The organism is Brevundimonas sp. (assembly GCF_035627475.1).
In the GTDB taxonomy this organism is placed as follows: Bacteria; Pseudomonadota; Alphaproteobacteria; order Caulobacterales; family Caulobacteraceae; genus Brevundimonas.
The window spans coordinates 55717-80060 of the sequence record NZ_DASPLR010000004.1; the positions used below are offsets into that span (position 1 = coordinate 55717).

Here is a 24344-nt window from a genome sequence, read left to right on the forward strand (position 1 = left end):
CCATGACCCAGACATACGACCTGATCGTCCGCGGCGGCGAGGTGGCCAATCACGCCGGGCGGGGCATGGCCGACGTCGGGGTGATCGACGGACGGATCGCCTTCGTCGGCGACCTGTCGCAGGCGACGGCCGGCGAGACGGTGGATGCGGCGGGCCTGACGGTTCTGCCGGGCGTCATCGACACCCAGGTCCATTTCCGCGAACCGGGGCTGGAGTGGAAGGAAGATCTGGAGACCGGGTCGCGGGCGGCGGCGCTGGGCGGGGTCACCGCCGTGTTCGAAATGCCGAACACCGAGCCGAACACCACCGACCCCGACACCCTCGCCGACAAGCTGGAGCGGGCGCGGGACCGGATGTGGACCGACCACGCCTTCTATATCGGCGGCACGCATGAAAATGCGCGGTTCCTCGGGGAGCTGGAGCGGCTGCCGGGGTGCTGCGGGGTCAAGGTGTTCATGGGGGCCTCGACCGGGACCCTGCTGGTCGCCGATGACGACGGCGTGCGCGAGGTGCTGCGCCATGTGAAGCGGCGCGCGACCTTCCACTCCGAGGACGAATACCGGCTGGCCGACCGGCGGCCGCTGGCCCGCGCCGGCGACTGGACCAGCCATCCGGAGGTGCGCGACCCCGAGAGCGCGATCATGTCGACGCGCCGTCTGGTGCGGCTGGCGCGGGAGACGGGGGCCCGCATCCATGTGCTGCACGTGACCACGGCCGAGGAGGTCGAGTTCCTGGCCGGCCACAAGGACGTGGCGACGATGGAGCTGACGCCTCAGCACCTGACCCTGGATGGGGACGAGGCCTATGAGCGGCTGAAGGGTCTGGCGCAGATGAACCCGCCGATCCGCAACAACTATCACATCGCCGGCCTGTGGCGGGGGATCGAGCAGGGCGTGGCGGACGTGCTGGGCTCGGACCACGCGCCGCATACGCTGGAGGAGAAGGCCCGGCCCTATCCGGCCTCGCCGTCGGGGATGCCGGGGGTGCAGACGCTGGTGCCGGTGATGCTGACCCATGTGGCGAACGGGCGGCTGAGCCTGGACCGGTTCATCGACCTGACCAGCCACGGGACCAACCGGGTGTTCGGCATCGCCGGCAAGGGGCGGATGGCCGAGGGCTATGACGCCGACCTGACGCTGGTCGACCTGAAGGCGAAGCGGGTGATCAAGCATGAGGACATGGCCAGCCGCTGCGGCTGGACGCCGTTCGACGGTTTCGAGGCGACCGGCTGGCCGATGGCGACGATCGTGCGCGGCCGGGTGGTGATGCGCGACGGCGAGCTGATCGGAAGCGCCCACGGGCGGCCGGTGCGGTTCCAGGAGACGCTGGCCTGACGGGAACTTCCCGGACTCTCCACGATTCCCTTGTCGTGGAAGGAGTTACGCCATGAGCAAACGCGAACTGATCGAACCCAATCCCGGCGACAAGCGCTATGCCCGCAGGGACGAGGAGGGCCGCTTCACCGAGATGGTCGACGTTGGCCGGTCGCTGTCGCAGGACCGGCGGCGCGAGGCGAAGCACGAGGCGCCGAAGGGCCAGGGCGACCGGGGCGACCGGCGCAACTAGCGCGGCTGGAGGATGAAGCCGGCGATGTCGTCGACGACGCCGGGGGCCAGCGGCAGGTCGGGGTTGCTGTAGGTCGCCGCGTTGGCGGCGCGGTCGGCGGGCGCGACCTTGAGCAGGTGGTTGACGCCCTCCCAGATCTTCAGAGCGGCGTCCGGCCGGGCGGCGGCGAGCGCCTCGGCGTCGGCGACGCTCACTTGGATGTCGGTGGTTCCCTGGCCGATCATCACCGGGCCCTCGTAGGCCGTGACCAGCGCCGCGGGGTCGAGCGGCAGCCATGAGATCATGTAGGGCTGGACCGAGGGGCGGAACAGGGCGACCAGCTGCGGCGGGATCTCGGCGACCGGGCGGCCGGCTTCGAGTTCGGCGAGGATGGCCAGGGCCTGACCGAGCAGGGGCTCGGGGACGCCGGCCAGCTGTTCGCGCAGCACGGCGCCGATCGGACGGCCGGCGCCGGACAGCAGCACCAGGCCGCAGACGGCGTCGTCGGCCTCGCCCGCGGCGACGAGGGCGACCAGGGCGCCCTCGCTGTGGCCGATCAGCCAGGCGCACGGCTGGCCGGTCAGCCGGGCCGTCTCGGCGGCCCAGGCGCGGGCGTCGTCGGCGTAGTCGGTGAATTTCAGGTCGGCCTCGGAGGTCAGGGCGGAGGCGCTCTCGCCGATGCCCCGCTTGTCGGTGCGGACCGTGGCCACGCCGTGCCCGGCGAGCCCCTCGGCCAGCAGGCGGTAGCTGGAGGCCGAGACCCCGAGCGGGCTGTTGCCGTCCCGGTCGGTTGGCCCGGAACCGGCGATGATCAGGGCCGCGGCGCGGGCGCCGCCCTCGGGCGCCAGCAGGGCTCCGTGCAGGGGGGCCGGCTCCGACGGCAGGGTCACGGGCGCGGAGACCGGGTCGGACAGCAGGGCGGCGGCGAGGATCAGGCTGAGCATGGCGGTCTCCGTGGTCAGAAGGGCTGCCGGTCGGGGTCGGTGCGCCAGACGCGCCAGCTCTCGATCACCGAAAGCAGGGCGGCGGCGACGACGGCGCCGATGAGCAGCTGATAGCCAAGGGGCTGGGGCGCGACGGGGGCGGCGGCGAGACCGACGAGGCCGATCAGGAAGAAGAGCCGGCCGGCGAGGCGGTTGGAGCGGTCCCAGGCGAGGCGGCTCTTGTAGCTCCACGGGGTGCGGACGCCGGCGAGCGGATTGGGGCCGACGCGGCCCAGCACGGCCCCGATAAGCAGGAACAGGGCGGCGAGGCCCGCCATGGGGACGGCCGAGCCCAGCGAGGTCAGGTCGGTGAGGCTGGACACGCCGGAGAACAGGGTCAGGCCGAGGAAGGTGAGCAGGATCAGCACCTGGCCGGAGCGGAGGGCCCGGGCCCGGGCCCTGTCCTCCGCCCGGGCGGCGGCGGCTCCCATGCCGCCGGCGAACACGCCGGTCAGCAGGCCGAGGACGACGATGCCGCCGCCGATGGCCTCGCGCCCGGCCCAGGCGTCGGCCTGGCCGTCGGCGCCGTAGTGGTAGGGCATCACTTCCAGCGGGCCGGCGAGGAAGATCCAGACGCCGGCGGCGACGATCAGCAGGGTGACCGCGACGGTGGCGCGGTCGGCGGCGGTCAGGCGGGTCATGGGCGGGGCTCCTCTTCGGGATCGGGGGCGCGGGCGCCGGTCATCTGCAACAGGAAGGCGAGGGCCTCCTCGACGGCGGATATCTCCAGCCGGTAGCGGATCGAGGCCCCGTCGCGCTCGGGCGAGACCAGGCCGGCCTCCTTGAGGGCGTTGAGGTGGCCGGTGATGGTCGGCCAGCTCATGTCGAAGGCGGCGGCGATGTCGCCGGACGCCAGCGGCCCCTTGCGCAGCATCTCGACGATGCGGCGCCGTACCGGGTGGGACAGGGCCTTGAACAGGGCGTTCATAGGAAAGAGGCTAATTAGGAAAGTCCCTAATAGCAATCCGGCGACGTCGGAAATTCGGTGTGACAGAGTCGGCAGCGGGTCCGAAAATTCGAGGTGGCGGAGTCGGCAGAGTCGGCAAACGCCGGAGCGTTCGTTGTTTGCCGGACCCTGTGGCGGGCCGGGCGGAGTTCGATTGTCAAAGACCGGGCGAGGCGACGTCTCGGCGAAGGCGCACATCATAGGGGAGCCTCGCCCTCAGGCGGGTTCATGACGCTGACGTCGTGGCGGAGTGGAGGGAAAACAGCGGGTTAGCCGATGAAAGTGTGACGGCTGGCGGCGGATTTGCAGCGCAGCAATCCTTCCTGTCGTCAGCCTCCGGCGCTCCGCAGGCGCGACCGGGGGACCCGGCGGCGCCGAAGGCGATTTGTTCGCGCCGGCTGACTGAAACAGCGGCGCACCGACAGGGTCGCGCTCACGCGCGCCGCCGGGTCCCCCGGTCGCGGCGCTGAAGCGCCTCGCCGGAGGATGACGAAAGCGGGGAGGCTGCTTCCGCTTGCGACCCGTTGCGGACGTTTGGACGGTGGCAGATCATCGGCGAATGACAGCAGCGATCAAGCCGAGCGTGGCGACCCCGCAGTTCCGCACAGCACTGTTGCGGGCGCTCAAAAATGATTTCCCCAGTTGCGAGCCGCATATCCATCCAGCGGCGGGAGCGCGTGTCGCATTCCAGCTTTTCGACGCTGACGGAAATGCTCGAAGCCAGTTGGTGACCATCAGCCGGCACACAACGGATACGCTGACGCGATCAGGGTTGTATCGGATGATCCAGAACGCGGGCGCGACTGACACCGGCTTTCCCAAGGAGCTTGGCGGTCGCTGAGCGATGTCCGCTATCCACCCGCAGGCGTCGGTCCGCTTTCGACCCGTTGCGGACTCTGTTCGGTCGCACGACATTAAGCTATGCCTTATGCCGAACACGATGGACACCGCATCTTCTACACGGTTCAAGGCAGTGGGCCAGTCATGGTTCTGCTGCATGGCCACCTGCTGAGTTCAGCCTCTTGGCGAGATGGCGGTTTCGCTCAAGCTCTCGGAGACGGCCACACGGTCGTTCTCATCGACGCCTTGGGCCATGGCTTCAGTGACAAGCCGAACGCCCCCTCCGCTTATCGGCGGGAGCGTCGTGCCGGCGAGGTCATTGCCGTTCTCGATGCCATCGGAGCCGGGAGCTTCCATCTCGTGGGTCATTCCATGGGCGGTTGGACGGCAGTCGGATTGGCGCAGGCCACACCGGGCCGCCTGCTCTCGGTAACGCTGGGCGGATGGAACCCCGTGCAGGGCATCGCGGCAGGGCTTCCGGCCGGGGTGACAGGGCCAGTCCCGTTTGCCCGGGTCCTTGGCATGGCCCGGGCGACCGCCCCTGATCTCGTCTCGTGGGTGACTGCCGAGAACGAGTCAGGATTGCGCGCCTGCTGGGAGGCGATGGACGACCTCGACGGCGCGGCTGAGGTGCTTCTCGGCTGTGGGTGCCAGGTGCTGCTCTGGAGCGGGCGCGACGACGCGAGAGGGACGTCTATGCAGACACTCGCAGACCATTTCGGATGGGAGATGCTTTGGACCGAAGGCGATCACCTAACTGTCGTGACCAAGCATGGCGAGGAGAACGCGCTGCTGGTCCGGCAGGCCATCGAGAAGCATTGAAGACTGCTGGCGGCAACGTCCGCTTCCCACCCATTGCAGCCCTCCACAGTGTCCGCTTGCGGCGCATTGCCCCCCCAGCTCACCCCGTCGTCATCCTCGGGCTTGACCCGAGGATCAGAGGTGGGAGGCGGGCTGAGCGGCGGTGGCGGCCCGGCGAGCGTGACCGTGCATCGTTCGACCGGGCGCCGGGGGGTCTGATCCTCGGGTCGAGCCCGAGGATGACGGGGAAGGGGTGGTGGACGTCGCCCTCAGATCGAGAAGCTGACCCCGCAGCCGCAGCTGGAGGCCGCGTTCGGGTTGCGGACGACGAACTGGGCGCCGGCGAGGTCGTCGACGAAGGCGATCTCGGAGTTCTTGAGGAAGGGCAGGGAGACGGGGTCGACGAGGGCGGCCTGGCCGGCGGTTTCGATGCGCAGGTCGTCGGGATCGGCGGCCTCAACCAGTTCGAAACGGTACTGGAAGCCGGAGCAGCCGCCGCCGTCGACGGCGACGCGCAGCATGACCGGGCGGCCCTCGGCCCCGGCCAGTTTCGCGAGGCGGGCGGCGGCGCTGTCGGACAGGGTCAGGCCGTGGCCGCCGGCGTGGGGCGAAATCTGGAAGGTCGGGGCGGATTGGACGGTGCTCACGGGGCTCTATATGAGGCGCGGACGGGCGATCGCAAAGGCCCGCCGGAGAATGAGCCGCCGTGTTGATCCCTGAGCGTGCGCCGTACGCCGAATACCCCGAGCACAGCCGCGGCCGGCTGACTCCGGAGCCGATCAGCCGCACGCGCAACGCCTATGCCCGGGACCGCGACCGGATCATCCACGCCACCGCCTTCCGCCGCCTGAAGGAGAAGACCCAGGTCTTCGTGGCGCACGAGGGCGACCACTACCGGACCCGGCTGACGCACAGCCTGGAGGTGGCGCAGATCGCGCGGTCGCTGGCCCATGCGCTGCGGCTGGACACCGACCTGGCGGAGACGGTGGCGCTGGCCCACGACCTCGGCCATCCGCCGTTCGGCCACGCCGGCGAGGACGAGCTGCAGGCGCGGATGGAGCGCTGGGGCGGCTTCGACCACAACGTCCAGACCTTCCGGGTGGTGACCCGACTGGAGGAGCGCTATCCGCAGTTCGACGGGCTGAACCTGAGCTGGGAGACCGTCGAGGGGGTGGTCAAGCACAACGGGCCGGTGGCGCACCGGCTGGACGAGCCGGCGTGGCGGGCCATCGCCGACTATGCGCCCGGTTGGGACCTGAGGCTGGACAGTTTCGCCTCGCTGGAGGCGCAGGCGGCGGCGATCGCGGACGACATCGCCTACAACAACCACGACGTCGACGACGGGGTGCAGGCGGGGCTGTTCACCCTGGAGGACCTGTCGGACGTGCCGCTGATCGGGCCGGTGCTGCACGGAGTGCGCAGGGACTGGCCGGACATCGACGAGCGGATGGTGCGGATCGAGGCGGTGCGCCGGATGATCGGCGTCATGGTCGAAGACGTGCTGGCCGAGACGGAGGCGCGGATCGAGGACGGCGCGGTGCGCTCGACCGAGGACGTGCGGACGGCGGGGCGGCCGCTGGTCGGTTTCTCGCACGGCATGCTGGCCGACCTGGGCGTGCTGCGGAAATTCCTGTTCGAGCGGATGTACCGCCACTATCGCGTCAACCGCACGCGCAGCCAGGCGCGGCGGCTGCTGGGCGAGATGTTCGAGCTGTTCATGGCCGACCCGGGGACGCTGCCGCCCGAGTGGTCGGGCAAGGCGGGGACCAGCGACGAGGCGCGGCGGGCGCGGGCGGTGTGCGACTACATCGCCGGCATGACCGACCGCTATGCGATCGAGGAGCACAGGAAGCTGTTCAGCCTCGATCTGGCGCTGGATCTGTAGAGCGCCCTCCACCGCCGTCATCCCCGGACTTGATCCGAGGATCAGAGGCAAAGCCGGGCTGTGCGGTGGAGACGGCCCGGGGACGGCGTCCGCGCGACCTTCGACGGAGCACCGGACGGTCTGGCCCTCGGGTCAAGCCCGAGGGTGACGGGCAAGGGCGCCAGAACCCGCCTGAAAAAGGACTCGGACCGGGATAGAGTGTCGGTCCCGCGTCTCGATTCGCGCGGCAGGACGGAAGGCGCGGCCATGTCTCACGAAGATCCCTATCGTCCCAATCCGGGCCGCGACCGCGGCGCCTATACGCCGCCGACGGACGACGACCTGCCGTTCAACCGCCAGGGCTACGACCCGCGCCGCGGCGGCGGGGGAGGCGGCGGCGGCAAGGCCCCGCCGATGACGCTGATCATCTCGGCGGTGGTGCTGCTGGTGCTGATCGTGGCCGTGGTGGTCTATTACCGGGCCGGGCCGCGGTCCTCGGACGACGCGCCTCCGGCCGTCGGCACGCCGGTGGGCGAGATCAGGTCGGACGCGCCGATCGACGCCCAGCCGGTCGATCCGACCGCCGGCATCGACGTCTACGCCGGCGAGGAGCCGGTCCCGGCGGCCCCGACCTTCATTCCGCCGCCGGAAGCGGTGCAGCCGCGACCCGCGCCCGCGCCCGTCGAGACCGCGCCGGAGCCGGCCCGGCCCGCGCCGGCGCCGACGACCCCGCCGCCCGCGAAGAAGGCCGAACCGGCTCCGGCCGGCGGGACCTCGGGCGTGCAGATCGGCGCCTTCTCGACCCCGAGCCTGGCCGAGCGCGAATACAATGCCGTGGTCGGCCGCTATCCGGCCCTGACCGAGGGCGGCAGCCGGCGGGTGCAGGAGGTGACGGCCTCGAACGGTTCGACCGTCTATCGCACCACCATCACCGGCCTGAGCCGCGAGCGGGCGACCGGGCTATGCAACGCCATCAAGGCCTCGGGCGGGGACTGCATCGTCCGGTGACGCGTTCGGCGGCGATCTACGGTTGCAGCGGGCACAGGCTGACGGAGGACGAGAAGGCCTTCTTCGCCGAGGTCCGGCCGTGGGGCTTCATCGTCTTCCGCCGCAATGTCGACAGCCCGGACCAGATGCGGGCCCTGACCGACGAGATGCGCGACTGCGTCGGCGACCCCGACGCGCCGGTGCTGATCGACCAGGAGGGCGGCCGGGTGCAGCGGATGGGCCCGCCGCACTGGGCCAAATATCCGCCGGCCGAGGCGTATCTGAAGGCGACGAACGATCCGCTGGCGGCGCGCGAACTGGCGAGGCTGGGCGCGCGGCTGATGGCGCACGACCTGAAGTCGGCGGGGGTGAACGTCGACTGCGCGCCGGTGCTGGACGTGCCGGTGCCCGGGGCCCACGACATCATCGGCGACCGGGCGTATGCGCGGGATCCGGCGACGGTGGCGATGCTGGGCCGGGCGGCGGCCGAGGGACTGCTGGCCGGCGGGGTGCTGCCGGTGATCAAGCACATGCCGGGGCACGGGCGGGCCTTCGCCGACAGCCACCACGACCTGCCGGTGGTGCATGCGGACCTGAAGACGCTGGACGGCTGGGATTTCGCGCCGTTCAGGGCGCTGTCGGACATGCCGCTGGCGATGACGGCGCATGTGGTGTTCGACGCGGTCGACCCGAAGCGGCCGGCGACCACCTCGAGGAAGGCGCTGAAGCTGATGCGCGAGGGGCTCGGCTTCGGCGGGCTGATCATGACCGACGACCTGTCGATGAAGGCGCTGACGGGAAGCCTGCGGGAGCGGGCGGAGGCGGCGCTGGAGGCGGGCTGCGACGTGGTCCTGCACTGCAACGGCGAGCTCGGCGAGATGCGGCAGGTGGCCGAGGGCGTCGGCGGGCTGAAGGGCAAGGCCGGCAAGCGGGCGGCGGCGGCGCTGGCTCGGATCGTGCGCGAGGTGGAGCCGCTGGACGTGTTCGCGGCGCGCGACCGGTTCGACGCCCTGATGGCCGGCAAGGTCGAAGCGGCGCGGGGCCCTGACGTGGGGGAGGCGCAGGCGTGACCGACGCGTTCCAGCCCAATCTGGACTTCGCCGCCGTCGAACAGGCCGACGACCGCGAGGCGTTCGTGGTCGATCTGGAGGGCTACGAAGGGCCGCTGCACGTGCTGCTGGCGCTGGCGCGGACGCAGAAGGTCGACCTGCTGAAGCTGTCGATCACCCGGCTGGCCGAGCAGTATCTGGCCTTCGTGCACGAGGCGCGGCGGCGGAATTTCTCCCTGGCGGCGGACTATCTCGTGATGGCCTCATGGCTGGCCTATCTGAAGTCGCGCCTGCTGCTGCCGCGCACCGACAGGAAGGGCGAGGAGGCGCCCGCCGAGGAGATGGCCGCGGCCCTGGCCTTCCGGCTGCAGAAGCTGGAGGCGATGAGGAAGGCGGTGGAGGCGATCACCGCCCGGCCGCGGCTGAAGCGCGACGTGTTCACGCGCGGCGACCCGGAGGCGCTGGTGATCATCCCGTCCGACCGGATCGACGCCAGCCTGTACGAGCTGATGGCCGCCTATGTGACACAGCGGCGGCGCGAGGAGCAGCGCCACTACAATCCCGGCCAGCGGGTCGAGGCCTTCGGGCTGGAGGCCGCGCGGGACTGGCTGAGGGACATTTTGCCGAGGCTGGAGGAGTGGACGCCGCTGGAGCGGGTGGCGCCGGAGAAGCATGGCGAGGCGGGGCCGTCGCAGGCCAGCTTCACCGCCTCGACGCTGTCGGCCAGCCTGGAGCTGGTCAAGGAGGGGGCCATGGACGTGAAACAGGCCGAGGCCTTCGCCGAGCTGTATCTGAAGCGGCGGGGCAAGGGTCAGCCGCTGGAGCTGGTGCCTTGATCCAGTTCGCGCCGGACCATCTGGAGATCGAGCGCCGGGTCGAGGCGCTGCTGTTCGCGGCGGCCGGACCGTTGTCGGCGGCGGAGATCGCGCGGCGGCTGCCCGAGGGGGCGGACGTCGGCGGGGCGATCTCGGCGCTGCGCGAGCGCTACCAGGGGCGGGGAGTGGAGCTGGAGTGCGTCGCCGACCGCTGGCGGTTCCGCACGGCGCCGGATCTCAGCTTCATGATGACCGAGGAGCGGGAGGAGCCGCGGCGGCTGTCGAAGGCGGCGCTGGAGACGCTGGCGATCATCGCCTACCACCAGCCCTGCACCCGGGCCGAGATCGAGAGCGTGCGGGGGGTGTCGCTGTCCAAGGGGACGCTGGACCTGCTGCTGGAGCTGGGGTTCGTGCGGCTGAAGGGCCGGCGGCGGACGCCGGGGCGGCCGGTGACCTACGCCACGGCCGACAAGTTCCTCGAGCATTTCAGCCTGTCGAGCCTGTACGACCTGCCGGGGGTGGCCGAGATGAAGGCGGCGGGGCTGCTGGACCTGTCGATCCCGGTCGGGTTCGAGGTGCCGGACCCGTCGCGGGCCTCGGATGACGACGATGCGCCCCTGCTGGCGGGCGAGGAGGACAGCCCGGAGTTCGCGCAGGATTTCGTCAAGGAGGACTGAGCTCCCGGCCGGACCCCTCCACCCCTTCGGGGTCCCCCTCCCCATCGCTGCGCGACAGGGAGGAGACAGCCGCCTCGCTCCGTCTCCTCCCCGCGAAGTGGGGAGGGGGACCGCGAAGCGGTGGAGGGGTGATGCATTCCCGCAGAACCCTTGCTAATCCGCTGCGATGATCGCACGCCTTCGTCCCGTTCCGTTCGACCTCGGTCCCGTCCATTTTGTCGGCATAGGCGGCATCGGCATGAGCGGCATCGCCGAGATCATGCTCAAGATCGGCTATTCGGTGCAGGGCTCGGACGCGAAGGCCAGCGCCAATACCGAACGGCTGGAAAAGCTGGGCGCGAAGATCTTCATCGGCCACGATGCGGCGCATGTCGGCGATACGGTGTCGGCGGTGGTCTATTCGACCGCGGTCAAGGCCGACAATCCCGAGATGGTGGTCGCCCGCGAGCGGCGCATTCCGCTGGTGCGGCGGGCAGAGATGCTGGCCGAGCTGATGCGGCTGCAGTTCTCGATCGCGGTCGGGGGGACGCACGGCAAGACCACCACGACCTCGATGGTGGCGGCCATCCTCGACGCCGGCGGGCTGGACCCGACGGTGGTCAACGGCGGCATCATCAACGCCTATGGCACCAACGCCAAGGTCGGCGACGGCGACTGGATCGTGGTGGAGGCCGACGAGAGCGACGGCAGCTTCCTGCGCCTCAAGTCGACCGTGGCCATCGTCACCAACATCGACCCGGAGCACCTGGACCACTACGGCGACTTCGACGGGGTGCGGAAGGCGTTCGTGGACTTCGTCGAGAACATCCCCTTCTACGGCTTCGCCGCCGTCTGCCTCGACCATCCCGAGGTGCAGCGGCTGGTGGCCTCGATCGATAACCGGCGGCTGGTGACCTACGGGATCAATCCGCAAGCCATGGTGCGGGCCGACAACTGCGTCATGGGCGCGGACGGCTGCCGCTTCGACGTGGTCATCCAGGGGCGGGGTATGGCGGCGCTGGACGAGCCGACGCGGATCGAGGGGCTGCACCTGCCGATGGCCGGCTGGCACAATGTCTCCAACGCCCTGGCGGCGAGCGCCGTGGCGCGCGAGCTGGACGTCTCGGACGAGGCGATCAAGGCCGGACTGGCCGGGTTCGGCGGGGTGCGGCGGCGCTTCACCACCACGGGCGTGGTCGGCGGGGTGCGCATCGTCGACGACTACGGCCACCACCCGGTCGAGATCGCCGCCGTGCTGAAGGCCGCGCGGCAGGTGGCGGAAGGCCGCGTCATCGCCGTGGTTCAGCCGCACCGCTACACCCGGCTGCGCGACCTGATGGAGGAGTTCTCGACCTGTTTCTCGGACGCCGATGCGGTGATCGTGGCCGACGTCTATCCAGCCGGGGAGACGCCGATCGAGGGGGTCGACAAGGAGGCGCTGGTGGAGGGCATCCGCCGCTTCGGGCACCGGAGCGTGCAGCCGCTGGAGAGCGTCGAGGCGCTGCCGGGCGTGGTGGCGGCGGAAGCGAAGGCCGGCGATCTGGTAGTGCTGCTGGGCGCGGGGGACATCACCCAGTGGGCCTACGCCCTGCCGGCGCAGCTGGAGGGGCTGGGTTGAGCGAGGAAGCACCCGAGGAGCGGATGGTGGCACTCCACAGTCTTGCCGCCGAGTACTCGCAAAAACTCGACCTCACCAACCCTGTCCTGAGCCGGTCAGCGCTCTCCACAGCGCGAGATGGTTGGTGGTTCGACCTGACGTTGGTCTCGGCTGAAGACGCTGATGATGATGACGGACCGGCTTGGTGGTTCAGCCTCATTCGGCGAGAGGACGGTGTGGATGCGGTCCAGTCCGAAGCGACGCTCGGCAATGAAGAGCGCCTCCTGTTCGAACTGTTTTCAAGCGTCACGCACGAACTTGCGCGACAAGGCCTAGACGCGATCGAGGGAAGCGATTTCCGCCCTCAAATGTTCGCTGATCAACACCGCTTGTTGGCGGCCATCAACCCGGGTTGGGCGGCGCTGAAAGCGGAACAGCATCGCCGGCTGTTGGCGCAAAGCCCGGCTCAGGACGTAGCCGATGTGGACTGACTCCCTCCCTCCTGTTCGCGGCAAGCTCCTGCGTGACGAGCCGCTCGGGCCGTTCACCTGGTTCCGGGTGGGCGGGAAGGCCGATGCGCTGTTCATACCGGCCGACGCCGACGATCTGGCGGATTTCTTGAAGGCGCTGGACCCCCGCGTGCCGGTGACGGTGCTCGGCGTCGGCTCGAACGTCATCGTGCGCGACGGCGGGGTCGAGGGGGTGGTGATCCGGCTGGCCGGGCGGCCGTTCGCGGGGATCGCGACCGACGGCGACATCATCACGGCCGGCGCGGGCGCGCTGGACTCGATGGTGGCGAGGGCTTCGGCCAAGGCGGGGCTGGCGGGGCTGGAGTTCTACGCCGGGATTCCGGGCACCATCGGCGGGGCCCTGACGATGAACGCCGGCTGCTACGGGGCGGAGACCAAGGATATCCTCGTCTCGGCCTGGGGGCTGAACCGGAAGGGGGAGCGGGTCGACTACGCGCTCGGCGACTTCGGCTACACCTATCGGCATTCCGAGGCGCCGGCGGACATCATCTGGATCGAGGCGATCTATCGCGGCACGCCCGACGATCCCGAGGCGGTCGCGGCCCGCATCGCCGAGATCACTTCCCGCCGCGAGCAGACCCAGCCGATCCGGGAGAAGACCGGCGGCTCGACCTTCAAGAACCCGCCGGGGCATTCGTCGTGGAAGCTGGTCGACGAGGCGGGCTGGCGCGGCAAGCTGTTCAAGGCGACCGGGGGCGGGGCCATGTTCAGCGAGCTGCACTCCAACTTCATGATCAATCCCGGCGAGGCCACGGCGGCCGACATCGAGGGGCTGGGCGAGGCGGTGCGGGCGGACGTGCTGGCGAAGACCGGCGTTCAGCTGGATTGGGAGATCAGGCGGATCGGACGGGCCTGAGTCTCCCCTTCCCCTCGAGGGGGAAGGGGTCGGGGGATGGGGTGGAGGCAGGCCGTGTCAGACAGTGGCGCGGGAGGCGTCGTCGATCTTCGTCCTGACGGAGCCCATCCGCTCTCAATCGACAACCATCCTGCCTCCACCCCACCCAACCCTCCCCCTCGAGGGGAGGGCTTTTCTGTTCACGGACCCGATTGGTTGACGGGCTGTTAAGGACGGTTGCCGCATTGCGGAGACTGTTCCGGAGCTTCGCATGACCCGCCCCTTCGCAGACCTTCACGTCGCCGTGCTGATGGGCGGACTGTCGGCGGAGCGCGAGGTGTCGCTGAGCTCGGGCAAGGGCTGCGCCGACGCCCTGGAAGGGCAGGTCGCCAAGGTCAGCCGGGTCGACGCCGGGCGCGATCTGGCCGAGGTGCTGACGGCGCTGAAGCCGGACGTGGTGCTCAACGCCCTGCACGGGGCCTGGGGCGAGGACGGCTGCGTCCAGGGCGTGCTCGAGACCCTGGCCATCCCCTACACCCATTCCGGCGTGCTGGCCTCCGCCCTGGCCATGGACAAGCACAAGTCCAAGGCGGTGCTGAAGGCGGCCGGCATCATGGTGCCCGGCGGCGGGCTGTTCGACCGGCACGAGGTGGCCAGCCGCCACGTTCTCGAACCGCCCTATGTGGTCAAGCCCAACGCCGAGGGATCATCGGTCGGGGTCTATCTGGTGCGCGAGGGCGCCAATTGGCCGGTGGCCGAGGTGGGCGAGCCGGGCTGGGCCTATGGCGAGCAGGTCATGGTCGAGCCGTTCATCGCCGGCAAGGAACTGTGTGTGGCGGTCATGGGCGAGGCCTCGGGCCCGCGCGCCCTGACGGTGACCGACATCACTCCGGTGAAGGGCTTCTACGACTACGAAGCCAAATATGCGCCGGGCGGCTCGATCCACCAATTGCCCGCCGACATCCCGCCCCACGTGTTCGAGACGGCGCTGCGCCAGTCGGAGCTGGCGCACGCCGCCATGGGCTGCCGCGGCGTGTCGCGGACGGACTTTCGTTATGACGATCTTAACGACGTTCTCGTTCTTCTGGAGGTCAATACCCAGCCCGGCATGACGCCGACCTCGCTCGTCCCCGAGCAGGCCGCCCATGCGGGGATGGGATACAAAGACCTGGTCCGGTGGATGGTGGAGGACGCCTCATGCCCGCGGTAGTTCGCGGCGGTCGGCGACAGAGTGCGAAACAGCCCGCCAAGCGGCCCGGGGCTCCGAAGGGGGGCAGGGGCCGCGCGCCCCGCAACGCGCCGGCTGTTCCCGGCAAGGTGGCGGCGATCGGGCGGCTCGACCTGTCGCCCCGCGCGGTGATGATCTCCATAGCCGCCGGCGTCGTGGTGCTGGGCGGCGTACTGGCCACCGGCGCCCGCGCGGACCGGATCGGCGCCTCGATCGGCCGGGGCGTCGACGGCGCGGCCGTCGGCATGGGGCTGAAGCTCGAGAAGGTGTTCATCGAGGGCGAGTCCGCCGAGGCGACCGCGGCCATCCAGCGCGCGGTGCAGCTGGACGGCGGACAGGCCATGACCTCGATCGACCTCGACGCCGTGCGCGAGCGTGTCGAGCAGGTCGGCTGGGTCAAGGAGGCGCGGGTCGTGCGCCTGCTGCCCAACACCCTGATCGTCCACGTGACCGAACACGACCGGCTGGCCATCTGGCAGGCCGGCGGGCGCAACCTGGTCATCGACAGCCACGGACAGGTTATCCGCGGCGCCGACGCCGGCCGCTATCCGAACCTGCCGCTGGTCGTCGGCAAGGGCGCCGAACAGGCCGCCGCCGAGGTGCTGCCGCTGATCGCCCAGCGGCCCCGGCTGATGGCCCGGCTGGAGGCGCTGGTGCGCGTCGACGAACGGCGCTGGGACCTGCGCCTGAAGGACGGCAGCCTGATCCAGCTGCCGGCCACGGACCAGGACGCAGCCCTGATCCAGCTGGACGCGCTGGACCAGCGCGAGCGGCTGCTGGAGCTCGGGTTCGCCCGGATTGATCTGAGGACACCGGAGGAGGTCGCCGTCCGGCCCTCCGCCGGCGACGCGTAGGGCAGGAACATAGTATGGCTGGGCGGTCTGTGGACAAGTCTGTGGATGGCGGCAAGACCGCCGCGGGTCGCGCGCCGGTCGTGGCCGCGCTGGACCTCGGCCAGTCCAAGGTCGGCTGCTTCATCATGAAGCCCGACGGCGTGCGCCACGCCGACCGCACCATTCGCGTCGCCGGGGCCGGACACGTCCAGTCGCGCGGCATCCGCGGCGGCGGCATCGTCAATATGGACGAGGCGGCCCAGGCGATCGGCCACGCGGTCGAGCGGGCAGAGCGCGCCGCCGGCTCGCCGGTCTCGGGCGTGGTGGTGACCACGGCCATCGGCCAGATGGCCAGCCACCGGGTGCAGGCCCGCGTCTCGCTGGGGGCCAATCCGGTCGGGGACGCCGACCTGGCGCGGGCCATCGCCATGGCCCTGGCGCAGATCCGCCTGCCGAACCGGCGGCCGATCCATGTGCTGCCGATCGCCTGGTCGGTCGACGGAGCGCGCGGGGTGCACGACCCGCGGGCCATGCGCGGGCATTCGCTCGGCCTCGACCTGCTGGTGGTGTCGATGGCCGAGAGCGCCTTCACCGCCCTGAGCCACTGCCTCGAACTGGCGCACCTCGACCTGCAGGGCGTGGTGGCGGCGCCGGTGGCCTCGTCGCTGGCGGCGCTGGAAGACGACGAGATGGATCTGGGCTGCGTCTGCATCGACATGGGCGGCGGCGCGACCTCGGCCGCGGTGTGGGGCGGACGTTCGCTGCTGCATATCGAGAGCCTGAATGTCGGCGGCGACCATGTGACGGCGGATATCGCCCGCGGCCTGTCGACCTCGCGGGCCGGGGCCGAGCGGCTCAAGACCCTGCATGGCTCGGCCATGGCCTCGGCCAACGAGGACCGCGAGATGCTGGAGGCCCCGCCGCGCGGCGAGGATCCGTCGGCCGGGCCGGTGGTGGTGCCGCGGGCGATGCTGAAGACCGTCATCGCGCCCAGGGTCGAGGAGACGCTCGAGCTGCTGCGCGACCGCCTCCGCAGCGCCGGGGTCGGGCTTGAGCCGGGGGCCGGGCTGGTGCTGACCGGCGGGGCCAGCCAGCTGAACGGCGTGCGCGAGCTGGCGGTGCGGGTGTTCGACCGGCCGGTGCGGCTGGGCAAGCCGCAGCGGGCGCCGCACCTGGCGGACGCCGCCTCGGGGCCGGCCTTCTGTTCGGCCGCGGGCGTGCTGCTGCGCGCCGCCTACGGGCCGCGCGAGGCCGTATCGGCGCGGAAGCTGATGTCGCGGCAGATTACCGCAGCGGACGCGCCCCGCATGCACCGGGGCGGAATTGTGGCCCGCGCGGCGGGCTGGCTGCGGGAAAATCTCTAATAAAGCCAAGGGGGCGGGAGGCCGGGGCGAGGCTGTCCGGGCGTTTTGGGCGGCTGTCGCAACTGTGTCCAGATTGTAACAGACCGTGCCTTGATTGGGCGCCTGTCGGCCACATTCCCTTGCCGACACACCCTTTGCTGCTAGCGTGCAAATTCGAAGCGGAGTCCGTCGTCAGGCGGAGGACGCATCTTGCTTTCCATAACCGGTTGGGGCCCAACACATGCTTCTCAAGCGCAAGTTTCTTTTCGGCACGACGATCCTCGCAGGCGTTGTAGCCGCCGCGGCTCCGGCCCTGGCTCAAGACCAGCTGCCCGGCGTCAACGTCCAGGGCCAGCAGAGCCAGGAAGCGACGCAGATCGAAGAGGTGGTGATCACCGGTTCGCGTATCCGTCGCGACCCGACCAACTCGCCGACCCCGCTGATCTCGGTTTCGCGTGAAACCCTGCTGACGACTGGTCAGTCGACGGTGATCGACTATCTGGCCACCATCCCGGCCCTGTCCAACTCGGTCGTTCCGTCCGACACCACGGGTTCGGGCCTGGGCGACGGCGGCCTGTCGCTGGCCAACCTGCGCTCGCTGGGCTCGAACCGCACCCTGACCCTGGTTGACGGCCGTCGCCACGTCGGTTCGGGCGGCGGTTCGCTCGCGGTCGACGTCGACACCATCCCCCGCCTGCTGATCGAGAACATCGAGATCGTCACCGGCGGCGCCTCGTCCGTGTACGGCGCCGACGCCGTCTCGGGCGTGCTGAACTTTGTCCTGCGCAAGGACTTCGAAGGCCTCGAGATCGACGCCAACTACGGCATGATCAACGAGAACGGTGAAGCCGCGAAGCGCATCTCGGCCCTGATCGGTCACAACTTCCTCGACGACCGCCTGAACGTCTACGCCCACGCGGAGTACGAAGAGCAGGATCAGGTCACCGCCTACGACATCGACTGGATCAACGACGGCTACTACCTGATCGGCATGGACGCCGATCCGACCAACCCGGCGCTCGGCCCCAACGTCGACGGCACCACCGACCTGGCCCTGTTCCGCTCGCCGCTGCGGATGGACCGTCCGGTCTGGGGTCAGACCACCGTCGTGCACGTGACGCCGCTCAGCCCGACGGGCGACCCGGACGTCGCCAACTTCTCCGGCAGCAGCTGTATCTTCACCTACGCCGCCGGCTGCTACGCCGTGGCTCCGGGCTACACCTACTGGTATGACGGCACGACCGCCCGTCCGGCCAACTTCGGCACCCGCATCGGCAACACCGGCGTGAACCGCCCGTACAACTACGGCGGCGACGGCATCAACGCGGCGGCCTTCGGCACCCTGTCGATCGTTCCCCAATCGGAATCGTCGCGCTTCCAGGCCGGCGCCAACCTCGACATCACCGACAACATCCAGGCGTTCTTCGAAGCCAAGCACGTCATCGAAGACACCTTCGACGTCAGCCAGCCGACGTTCTTCGACTTCGATCTGGACAACACCTCCTACGCCCCGACCCAGCTGAACTCGCTGTGGGGCGTGCAGGCCATGGACCTGCGCTGGGACGACAACGCCTTCCTGCCGGCCCTGGTGCGCAACGCCATCGCCACCAACGTCCTGCAGGGCTGCACGGCGCCGACCCAGAACACGGGCAGCACCTGCGTCCCGCTGGGCGTGCTGCAGCTGGCCCGTCACACCATGTTCGGCCCCGACCGCACCCAGGAGAACGAGCGCGTCCTGACCCGCTTCGTCGCCGGCCTGCGCGGTTCGATGGACCGGCTCGCCTTCGTCGACAACGTCAACTGGGACATCGGCTACACCTACGGTGAAGTCGAGGTCGAGAACCGCGAACGGGGCGTCGACTCGCTGCGCTTCGGCCTGGCGGCCGACTCGGTCGTCGACACGGCCGGTCTGGTCAACGGCAACCCGGGCGAGATCGTCTGCCGCGTCCAGCTGCTGGACGCCCAGGGCCTGCCGCTGGTGTACGCCAACAACGGCAACGTCTTCGGCGGTGAAGACCTCCGCAACCTGCAGGGCTACGGCCAGGCCGACGTCGACCAGTGCGTGCCGCTGAACATCTTCGGCGACGGCAACCAGGACCCGGCGGCTCTCGCCTATGTGGACGCCACGATCGGCATCACCGAGCGCAACGAGCAGGAGCAACTGATCGCTTCGGCCGCCGGCGAGCTGTGGGACATGTGGGGCGCCGGCCCGATCGGCATCGCCGTCGGCCTTGAGCACCGCCGCGAGTTCACCGAAGGTGTGGGCCGTGACGCCGATACCAACGGTCGCCTCCTGTTCATGAACACGGGCCCGGACTTCCAGGGCGCCGAATACGAAAGCGACGAGGTCTTCGCCGAACTGTCGATCCCGCTGTTCCGTGACAGCTGGCTCGGCGAGTACGCCGAACTCAGCGGTTCGTACCGCTACGCCGACTACTCGACCGTGGGCGAAGTCGACGTCTACGGGATCAACCTGGTCTACCGTCCGATCCAGGACATCTCGTTCAAGACCAGCTTCAACTCCTCGGTGCGGGTGCCGGACCTGGGTGAGAACTTCTCGCCCTTCAGCCAGACCTTCGCCAACGGCTTCGTCGATCCCTGCTCGACCACGGTCATCGGCAACCTGACGGACAACGAAATCCGCCAGAACCGCATCGCCAACTGCTCCGCCCTGGCGGCGGCGCAAGGCTTCGCGTTCGACTTCGCCGGCGCGACGGTGACGACGACCGACGACTTCCTGCCCAACTACACCTCCGGCATCGCCGGCGTGTCGGGCGGCAACCCCTTCCTGAAGCCGGAAACGTCTGAATCCTTCACCTTCTCGACGGTCATCCAGCCGCGGTTCATCCCGAACTTCTCGCTGGTCCTCGACTATTACGAGATCGAGATCGAAGACGTTATCTCGACGGTTTCGGCCCAGACCGCCGCCAACAACTGCGTCAGCGGCGACCAGCTGAACCAGGCCGCTTGCGACACCATCTTCCGCGACACCGGTGCGGCCGGCGAGGAGTTCTGGGTCGGTGGTCCGGTTGGCGACCCGATCGGCGGCTTCATCGAAGGCTCGATCAACTACGCCGCCCTGACCACCCGTGGTCTGGACTTCACGGCGCGCTACAGCCTGGATATCGAAGAGACCTTCGGCCACAACTGGGGTCGTCTGGACTACTCGATCGGCGGCCTGTGGCTGATCGAGCAGGAGCAGTTCCTGAACGCCTCGGATCCGGAAGACGGCACCGAGCTGGGCAGCACCACCTTCTACCCGCGGGTCCGCTTCTCCTCGTCGCTGACCTACACGCCCAACGACACCTGGAGCGTGAACTGGACGGTGGACTGGCAGACGTCGCAAGACATCGTCCAACTGCGCAACTACGTGACCAACTCGGACAGCCGGCCGATCCAGTACATCGAGACGGGCAACTTCGCCCGCCACGACTTCACGGTCCGCTGGAACGTCCGCGACGATCTCTCGCTGCGCGCCGGTGTGGTCAACGCCTTCGACGCCGAGCAGGCGCCGTGGCTGGAGCGTACTGTGTTCTCGAACTTCGACCCGTACGGCACCCGCTACTTCATCGGTCTGAACTACCGCCCGTTCTAAGACCGGACGGACGACCAAAGACGGAAGGGGCGGCTCGCGAGAGCCGCCCCTTTTCGTTGTCCACAGAGCGAAATCTGCGGCGAAGGTTAACGATTCCCGTGGCTCGCGGCCCGACTCAGCCTATCCGGTAACACTCCCTTAAGCAGATGGGGTGTTTCCTTAACGCGCTCATAACCAATGCGAATCGGCGGGGTTTTCGCATCGGGGCTGCAGGGCAGGGTCGGAACCTAAGGTCGGAATTAGAATGTCTCTCTCGCTGGTGCGTCCGCAACACACGGAACTGAAGCCCCGCATCGTCGTCTTCGGCGTCGGCGGCGCCGGCGGCAACGCCGTCAACAACATGATCGACGCCGGCCTCGAAGGGGTCGAGTTCGTCGTCGCCAACACCGACGCGCAGCACCTGTCGTTCGCCAAGACCGACCGCCGCGTCCAGCTGGGCGAGACGATCACCCAGGGCCTCGGCGCGGGCGCTCACCCCGAGGTCGGCATGAACGCCGCCGAGGAGTCCGCCGAGGAGATCTACGGACACCTGGACGGCGCCCACATGGTGTTCATCACCGCCGGCATGGGCGGCGGCACCGGCACCGGCGCGGCTCCTGTCATCGCCAAATGCGCGCGCGACCGCGGCATCCTGACCGTCGGCGTTGTGACCAAGCCCTTCACCTTCGAGGGCCGCCACCGCATGCGCCTGGCCGACGCCGGCATCGCCGAGCTGCAGCGCTACGTCGACACCCTGATCGTCATTCCGAACCAGAACCTGTTCCGCGTCGCCAACGAGCGCACCACCTTCGCCGACGCCTTCGGCATGGCCGACCAGGTGCTGCACTCGGGCGTGCGCTCGATCACCGACCTGATGATCCTGCCTGGCCTGATCAACCTCGACTTCGCCGACGTCCGCGCCGTCATGTCCGAGATGGGCAAGGCGATGATGGGCACGGGCGAGGCGTCGGGCGACGACCGCGCCCTGATGGCGGCCCAGAACGCCATCGCCAACCCGCTGCTGGACGAGACCTCGCTGAAGGGCGCCAAGGCCGTGCTGGTCAACATCACCGGCGGAATGGACATGACCCTGCTGGAAGTCGACGAGGCCGCCAACGCCATCGCCGGCGAGGTGGACGCCGACGCCAACATCATCTTCGGCGCGGCCTTCGATCCGGCCCTGGATGGCAAGATCCGCGTCTCGGTCGTGGCCACCGGCATGGAAGATCTGGCCGCGGCCCAGACGCCGTCGAACACCTCGACCTCCGTGTTCGACACCCGTCGGCCGACGCCGTCGTACGCCGCCTCGCGCGCCGAGCCGGTGCGTCAGGAAGCGGTTCGCGAGCCGGCCCGTGACTTCGGCCGCGCCGAGGCCCCGCGCCAGCCCGAGCCGGCGCCCATCGTCCCGACCTTTCAGTCGAGCCAGCCGGCCTACGGCGCCGTGGCCCGGGCTCCGGAGCCGCGCCCCGAGCCGGTGATCCACGTCGCCGAGGAGCGGACGCTGGAGCCCATCGTCGATCCGTGGGTCGAGGAGTATGAATCCTCGCCGCGCACCGCTGCGCAGGCGACGGCGCCGGTGGCGCAGGGCGACCTGTACATGGACCGCATGGGGGAACGCGCCGCCGACCGCCCGGAGCCGGAACAGCGCCGCGACGAGCCGGCCTATGACGATCACGACGACCGCGACCACCGCAAGTCAGGCTGGAGCCTGTTCGGCCGCGGCAAGCGTCAGCCGGCCCAGCCGACCTACGCTCCGCAGACCCGGACCACGGAAATGCGCTCGACCAGCCAGGTCCAGCCGACGCCCGAGCCCGATCAGGGCCAGGCCGAGGACGATCTGGAAATCCCGTCGTTCCTGCGGCGGCTGGCCAACTAGGGTTCAGGCCACAGGCAACAGGCAACAGGGAGGGCGGTCTCAGGGCCGCCCTTTCGCTTTTGCCGGGACAGCGAGACTGATCCACACCCCTGGTGCCTGCCGCCTCCCGTCTCCCGTTAACGAAACAATCCGAAACCCGACTTTCATTTTCCGCTGGCCGCCCGGCCGGTAGACGGTTCGTGGGGCGTACTCCGCACGCAGAGGCGGGGCGCAAGTTGAAGAGAGTTCGAGATTGCCGGTCCGCAACGACCATCACCAGAAGACCACCGTCGCGCCCGCGATCATCGCCGGCGTCGGCGTGCACACGGGCGACCGCGTGCGCCTGGCCGTGCGCCCGGCGCCGGTCGGCACGGGCATCGTCTTCGTGCGCACCGACATCACCGATCGCGACAACCGCATCCCGGTCTCGGGCGAGGCCGTCGTTGACGCCCGGCTGAACACCATGATCGAGAACGCCGCCGGCGTGCGGCTGTCGACCATCGAGCACCTGATGGCGGCCTTTTCGGCGCTGGGCGTGTCGAACGCCGTGGTCGAGGTGGACGGGCCCGAGCTGCCGATCCTCGATGGGTCGGCGCTGCAGTTCGTCCAGCTGCTGGACCGCGCCGGCTTCCGCCGCCAGGAAGCGCCGGTCCGCTATATCGAGATCCTCGAGCCGATCCGGGTCCAGGACGGCGACAAGAGCGCCGCCCTGCTGCCGTGCGACCGCTACGAAATGCGCTTCGAGATCGACTTCCCGACGCCGGTGATCGGCAACCAGGTGGTGGATTTCGTCGTCGACGAGCAGACCTTCCGCGACGAGATCATGGCCGCCCGCACCTTCGGCTTCGCCCATGAGGTCGAGGCGCTGCGCAAGGCCGGTCTGGCCCGAGGCGGCAGCCTCGAGAACGCCGTGGTCATCGACGGCGACCAGATCCTCAATCCCGGCGGCCTGCGGATGGAACGCGAGTTCGTGAAGCACAAGGCGCTGGACGCCATCGGCGACCTGTATGTGCTGGGCGTGCCGCTGCTGGGCCGCTACGAGGGCGTCAAGGCGGGGCACGCCATCAACAACCTGCTGGTCCGCGAACTGCTGGCCAGGCCGCAGGCGTGGCGCGAAGTGGTGCGGGTGCCGGAAATGGCGATGGCGGGCTGAACAGCCGCGGGATCAGCCCAGGCTGATCGCGCTCATCAGCCGGCCGAAGTCCGGTTCCCCGTTCAGATACGCCCGGCGGTTCGAATAGAAGCGGGCTGCGTCGGTACGGGTGTCGTCACCGGTCCAGGCGGCGTCGGCGACGCCCGCCTGTTCGAGACGCCACAGAACGTAGCCGGGCAGGTCGAACAGACGTTTGTCGGTCGACGCGCCGGGGGCGAAGAAGCGGCCGCTGCCGGCGTCGTGGTGTTCGAACCTCTCCCGATAATCCGCCCCGACCTCGTAGCTGGCCTGGGCGATGCAGGGGCCGACGACGGCGACCATGCGGGCGGGGCGGGCGCCGAGCGCCTGCATGGCGGCCACGGTCGAGTGGACGATGCCGCCGAGCGCACCCTTCCAGCCCGCGTGGGCGGCGCCGACCACGCCCGCTTCGGGGTCGGCCAACAGCACGGGGGCGCAGTCGGCGGTCAGGACGGCGCAGATCACGCCGGGCGCGGCGGTGACCGTGGCGTCGCCCTCGGGCCGCTCGCCCTTCCAGCCGGCCTCGGCGACGCGGGCGACGGCGGAATGGATCTGGTAGCAGGCGGCGATGTCGTCGGGGCTTCCGCCGAGGTGGGCCGCCACGCGGCGGCGGTTCTCGGCCACGGCGGCGGGATCGTCGTTCGAGCCGACGCCGGTGTTGAGGCCTTCGTACAGACCGGTGGAGACGCCACCCTGACGCGTGAAGAAGCCGTGGCGGAGGCCGGCGCGGTCCAGCAGGGGGTGGGTGATGGGCTGGAGGGTCATACGACTAATCACTTCTCTCTCCGTCATCCTCGGGCTTGACCCGAGGATCAGAGGTTGGGCCGGACTGTGCGTCCGGGACGGCCCGGCTGACGCAGCCACATCAAGGGTTCACCCAGCACCGGACAAT

Annotated in this window: 23 protein-coding genes; 18 read left to right on the forward strand and 5 right to left on the reverse strand. The window is 69.6% G+C overall.

Annotation, left to right across the window (positions count from 1 at the left end; all coding sequences use genetic code 11):
* The first annotated feature begins 2 nt into the window (after nucleotides 1-2).
* Together VEA62_RS01150 and VEA62_RS01155 are read left to right on the forward strand one after the other, a co-directional pair.
* Nucleotides 3-1334 carry a dihydroorotase gene (locus tag VEA62_RS01150; protein WP_324817300.1) on the forward strand — a complete coding sequence of 444 codons (1332 nt, stop codon included), beginning with the start codon at nucleotides 3-5 and terminating at the stop codon, nucleotides 1332-1334.
* A 52-nt stretch (nucleotides 1335-1386) separates the two neighbouring features.
* The gene (locus VEA62_RS01155; protein WP_324817303.1) at nucleotides 1387-1566 is read left to right on the forward strand and encodes a hypothetical protein; all 180 of its coding nucleotides are present in this window, start codon (nucleotides 1387-1389) and stop codon (nucleotides 1564-1566) included.
* Here VEA62_RS01155 and VEA62_RS01160 read toward each other — a convergent pair.
* The 3 genes from VEA62_RS01160 to VEA62_RS01170 are packed head-to-tail and all read right to left on the reverse strand — an operon-like array spanning nucleotide 1563 to nucleotide 3456.
* Nucleotides 1563-2489: an alpha/beta hydrolase gene (locus VEA62_RS01160; protein ID WP_324817306.1), complete on the reverse strand. Its 927-nt coding sequence runs from the start codon at nucleotides 2487-2489 to the stop codon at nucleotides 1563-1565. The two genes, VEA62_RS01155 and VEA62_RS01160, sit on opposite strands and share 4 nt — an antisense overlap.
* 14 nt (nucleotides 2490-2503) lie before the next feature.
* Nucleotides 2504-3169, reverse strand: coding sequence for an SdpI family protein (locus VEA62_RS01165; RefSeq protein ID WP_324817309.1), 666 nt, complete (start codon nucleotides 3167-3169; stop codon nucleotides 2504-2506).
* The gene (locus tag VEA62_RS01170; RefSeq protein ID WP_324817312.1) at nucleotides 3166-3456 is read right to left on the reverse strand and encodes a metalloregulator ArsR/SmtB family transcription factor; all 291 of its coding nucleotides are present in this window, start codon (nucleotides 3454-3456) and stop codon (nucleotides 3166-3168) included. Before VEA62_RS01170 ends, VEA62_RS01165 begins: the two co-directional genes overlap by 4 nt.
* A 577-nt stretch (nucleotides 3457-4033) precedes the next feature.
* On the opposite strand from VEA62_RS01170, the gene VEA62_RS01175 reads away from it, so the two are divergent.
* Together VEA62_RS01175 and VEA62_RS01180 are read left to right on the forward strand one after the other, a co-directional pair.
* Nucleotides 4034-4315: a hypothetical protein gene (locus VEA62_RS01175; RefSeq protein WP_324817314.1), complete on the forward strand. Its 282-nt coding sequence runs from the start codon at nucleotides 4034-4036 to the stop codon at nucleotides 4313-4315.
* A 143-nt stretch (nucleotides 4316-4458) separates the two neighbouring features.
* Nucleotides 4459-5136: an alpha/beta fold hydrolase gene (locus VEA62_RS01180; protein WP_324817317.1), complete on the forward strand. Its 678-nt coding sequence runs from the start codon at nucleotides 4459-4461 to the stop codon at nucleotides 5134-5136.
* A gap of 248 nt (nucleotides 5137-5384) precedes the next feature.
* Here VEA62_RS01180 and erpA read toward each other — a convergent pair whose 3' ends face one another.
* Nucleotides 5385-5762 (reverse strand): iron-sulfur cluster insertion protein ErpA, encoded by a 378-nt coding sequence (erpA, locus tag VEA62_RS01185; protein ID WP_324817320.1) that lies wholly within the window; start codon nucleotides 5760-5762, stop codon nucleotides 5385-5387.
* Between the two features lie 62 nt (nucleotides 5763-5824).
* On the opposite strand from erpA, the gene VEA62_RS01190 reads away from it, so the two are divergent.
* The 14 genes from VEA62_RS01190 (at nucleotide 5825) to lpxC (ending at nucleotide 23434) form a co-directional block, all read left to right on the forward strand.
* Complete coding sequence (locus VEA62_RS01190) at nucleotides 5825-7000, forward strand: deoxyguanosinetriphosphate triphosphohydrolase (protein WP_414641774.1); 1176 nt, start codon at nucleotides 5825-5827, stop codon at nucleotides 6998-7000.
* Nucleotides 7001-7246: 246 nt separating this feature from the next.
* The gene (locus VEA62_RS01195) at nucleotides 7247-7987 is read left to right on the forward strand and encodes an SPOR domain-containing protein (protein ID WP_324817325.1); all 741 of its coding nucleotides are present in this window, start codon (nucleotides 7247-7249) and stop codon (nucleotides 7985-7987) included.
* Nucleotides 7984-9036: a beta-N-acetylhexosaminidase gene (gene nagZ, locus VEA62_RS01200; RefSeq protein WP_324817327.1), complete on the forward strand. Its 1053-nt coding sequence runs from the start codon at nucleotides 7984-7986 to the stop codon at nucleotides 9034-9036. The genes VEA62_RS01195 and nagZ overlap by 4 nt, the downstream gene beginning before the upstream one ends.
* On the forward strand, nucleotides 9033-9851 hold the full coding sequence (locus tag VEA62_RS01205) for a ScpA family protein (RefSeq protein ID WP_324817330.1): 819 nt from the start codon (nucleotides 9033-9035) through the stop codon (nucleotides 9849-9851). The genes nagZ and VEA62_RS01205 overlap by 4 nt, the downstream gene beginning before the upstream one ends.
* Nucleotides 9848-10507 (forward strand): SMC-Scp complex subunit ScpB, encoded by a 660-nt coding sequence (gene scpB, locus VEA62_RS01210; RefSeq protein ID WP_414641776.1) that lies wholly within the window; start codon nucleotides 9848-9850, stop codon nucleotides 10505-10507. The genes VEA62_RS01205 and scpB overlap by 4 nt, the downstream gene beginning before the upstream one ends.
* 166 nt (nucleotides 10508-10673) lie before the next feature.
* Nucleotides 10674-12104, forward strand: coding sequence for a UDP-N-acetylmuramate--L-alanine ligase (murC, locus tag VEA62_RS01215; RefSeq protein ID WP_324817333.1), 1431 nt, complete (start codon nucleotides 10674-10676; stop codon nucleotides 12102-12104).
* A complete protein-coding gene (locus VEA62_RS01220) occupies nucleotides 12101-12574 on the forward strand; it encodes a hypothetical protein (protein ID WP_324817335.1) in 474 nt (157 codons plus the stop codon). Before murC ends, VEA62_RS01220 begins: the two co-directional genes overlap by 4 nt.
* Complete coding sequence (gene murB, locus VEA62_RS01225; RefSeq protein ID WP_324817337.1) at nucleotides 12564-13469, forward strand: UDP-N-acetylmuramate dehydrogenase; 906 nt, start codon at nucleotides 12564-12566, stop codon at nucleotides 13467-13469. The genes VEA62_RS01220 and murB overlap by 11 nt, the downstream gene beginning before the upstream one ends.
* Nucleotides 13470-13719: 250 nt before the next feature.
* Nucleotides 13720-14658 carry a D-alanine--D-alanine ligase gene (locus VEA62_RS01230; protein ID WP_324817339.1) on the forward strand — a complete coding sequence of 313 codons (939 nt, stop codon included), beginning with the start codon at nucleotides 13720-13722 and terminating at the stop codon, nucleotides 14656-14658.
* A complete protein-coding gene (locus VEA62_RS01235) occupies nucleotides 14646-15530 on the forward strand; it encodes a cell division protein FtsQ/DivIB (RefSeq protein ID WP_324817340.1) in 885 nt (294 codons plus the stop codon). The genes VEA62_RS01230 and VEA62_RS01235 overlap by 13 nt, the downstream gene beginning before the upstream one ends.
* Before the next feature lie 14 nt (nucleotides 15531-15544).
* Nucleotides 15545-16873: a cell division protein FtsA gene (ftsA, locus tag VEA62_RS01240; protein ID WP_324817343.1), complete on the forward strand. Its 1329-nt coding sequence runs from the start codon at nucleotides 15545-15547 to the stop codon at nucleotides 16871-16873.
* A 220-nt stretch (nucleotides 16874-17093) separates the two neighbouring features.
* Nucleotides 17094-20447, forward strand: coding sequence for a TonB-dependent receptor domain-containing protein (locus tag VEA62_RS01245; protein WP_324817346.1), 3354 nt, complete (start codon nucleotides 17094-17096; stop codon nucleotides 20445-20447).
* A gap of 244 nt (nucleotides 20448-20691) precedes the next feature.
* Nucleotides 20692-22302, forward strand: a complete 1611-nt coding sequence (gene ftsZ, locus VEA62_RS01250; RefSeq protein WP_324817348.1) for a cell division protein FtsZ — start codon at nucleotides 20692-20694, stop codon at nucleotides 22300-22302.
* Between the two features lie 232 nt (nucleotides 22303-22534).
* The gene (gene lpxC / locus VEA62_RS01255) at nucleotides 22535-23434 is read left to right on the forward strand and encodes a UDP-3-O-acyl-N-acetylglucosamine deacetylase (protein WP_324817351.1); all 900 of its coding nucleotides are present in this window, start codon (nucleotides 22535-22537) and stop codon (nucleotides 23432-23434) included.
* A 12-nt stretch (nucleotides 23435-23446) separates the two neighbouring features.
* Here lpxC and pgeF read toward each other — a convergent pair whose 3' ends face one another.
* Nucleotides 23447-24217 carry a peptidoglycan editing factor PgeF gene (gene pgeF / locus VEA62_RS01260; protein WP_324817353.1) on the reverse strand — a complete coding sequence of 257 codons (771 nt, stop codon included), beginning with the start codon at nucleotides 24215-24217 and terminating at the stop codon, nucleotides 23447-23449.
* Nucleotides 24218-24344: the final 127 nt, after the last annotated feature.

Coding starts and splice junctions, on each gene's coding strand:
- VEA62_RS01150 (WP_324817300.1), top strand. CDS start 3: ATGACCCAGACATACGACCTGATCGTCCGCGGCGGCGAGGTGGCCAAT.
- VEA62_RS01155 (WP_324817303.1), top strand. CDS start 1,387: ATGAGCAAACGCGAACTGATCGAACCCAATCCCGGCGACAAGCGCTAT.
- VEA62_RS01160 (WP_324817306.1), bottom strand. CDS start 2,489: ATGCTCAGCCTGATCCTCGCCGCCGCCCTGCTGTCCGACCCGGTCTCC.
- VEA62_RS01165 (WP_324817309.1), bottom strand. CDS start 3,169: ATGACCCGCCTGACCGCCGCCGACCGCGCCACCGTCGCGGTCACCCTG.
- VEA62_RS01170 (WP_324817312.1), bottom strand. CDS start 3,456: ATGAACGCCCTGTTCAAGGCCCTGTCCCACCCGGTACGGCGCCGCATC.
- VEA62_RS01175 (WP_324817314.1), top strand. CDS start 4,034: ATGACAGCAGCGATCAAGCCGAGCGTGGCGACCCCGCAGTTCCGCACA.
- VEA62_RS01180 (WP_324817317.1), top strand. CDS start 4,459: ATGGTTCTGCTGCATGGCCACCTGCTGAGTTCAGCCTCTTGGCGAGAT.
- VEA62_RS01195 (WP_324817325.1), top strand. CDS start 7,247: ATGTCTCACGAAGATCCCTATCGTCCCAATCCGGGCCGCGACCGCGGC.
- murC (WP_324817333.1), top strand. CDS start 10,674: ATGATCGCACGCCTTCGTCCCGTTCCGTTCGACCTCGGTCCCGTCCAT.
- murB (WP_324817337.1), top strand. CDS start 12,564: ATGTGGACTGACTCCCTCCCTCCTGTTCGCGGCAAGCTCCTGCGTGAC.
- VEA62_RS01230 (WP_324817339.1), top strand. CDS start 13,720: ATGACCCGCCCCTTCGCAGACCTTCACGTCGCCGTGCTGATGGGCGGA.
- VEA62_RS01235 (WP_324817340.1), top strand. CDS start 14,646: ATGCCCGCGGTAGTTCGCGGCGGTCGGCGACAGAGTGCGAAACAGCCC.
- ftsA (WP_324817343.1), top strand. CDS start 15,545: ATGGCTGGGCGGTCTGTGGACAAGTCTGTGGATGGCGGCAAGACCGCC.
- VEA62_RS01245 (WP_324817346.1), top strand. CDS start 17,094: ATGCTTCTCAAGCGCAAGTTTCTTTTCGGCACGACGATCCTCGCAGGC.
- ftsZ (WP_324817348.1), top strand. CDS start 20,692: ATGTCTCTCTCGCTGGTGCGTCCGCAACACACGGAACTGAAGCCCCGC.
- pgeF (WP_324817353.1), bottom strand. CDS start 24,217: ATGACCCTCCAGCCCATCACCCACCCCCTGCTGGACCGCGCCGGCCTC.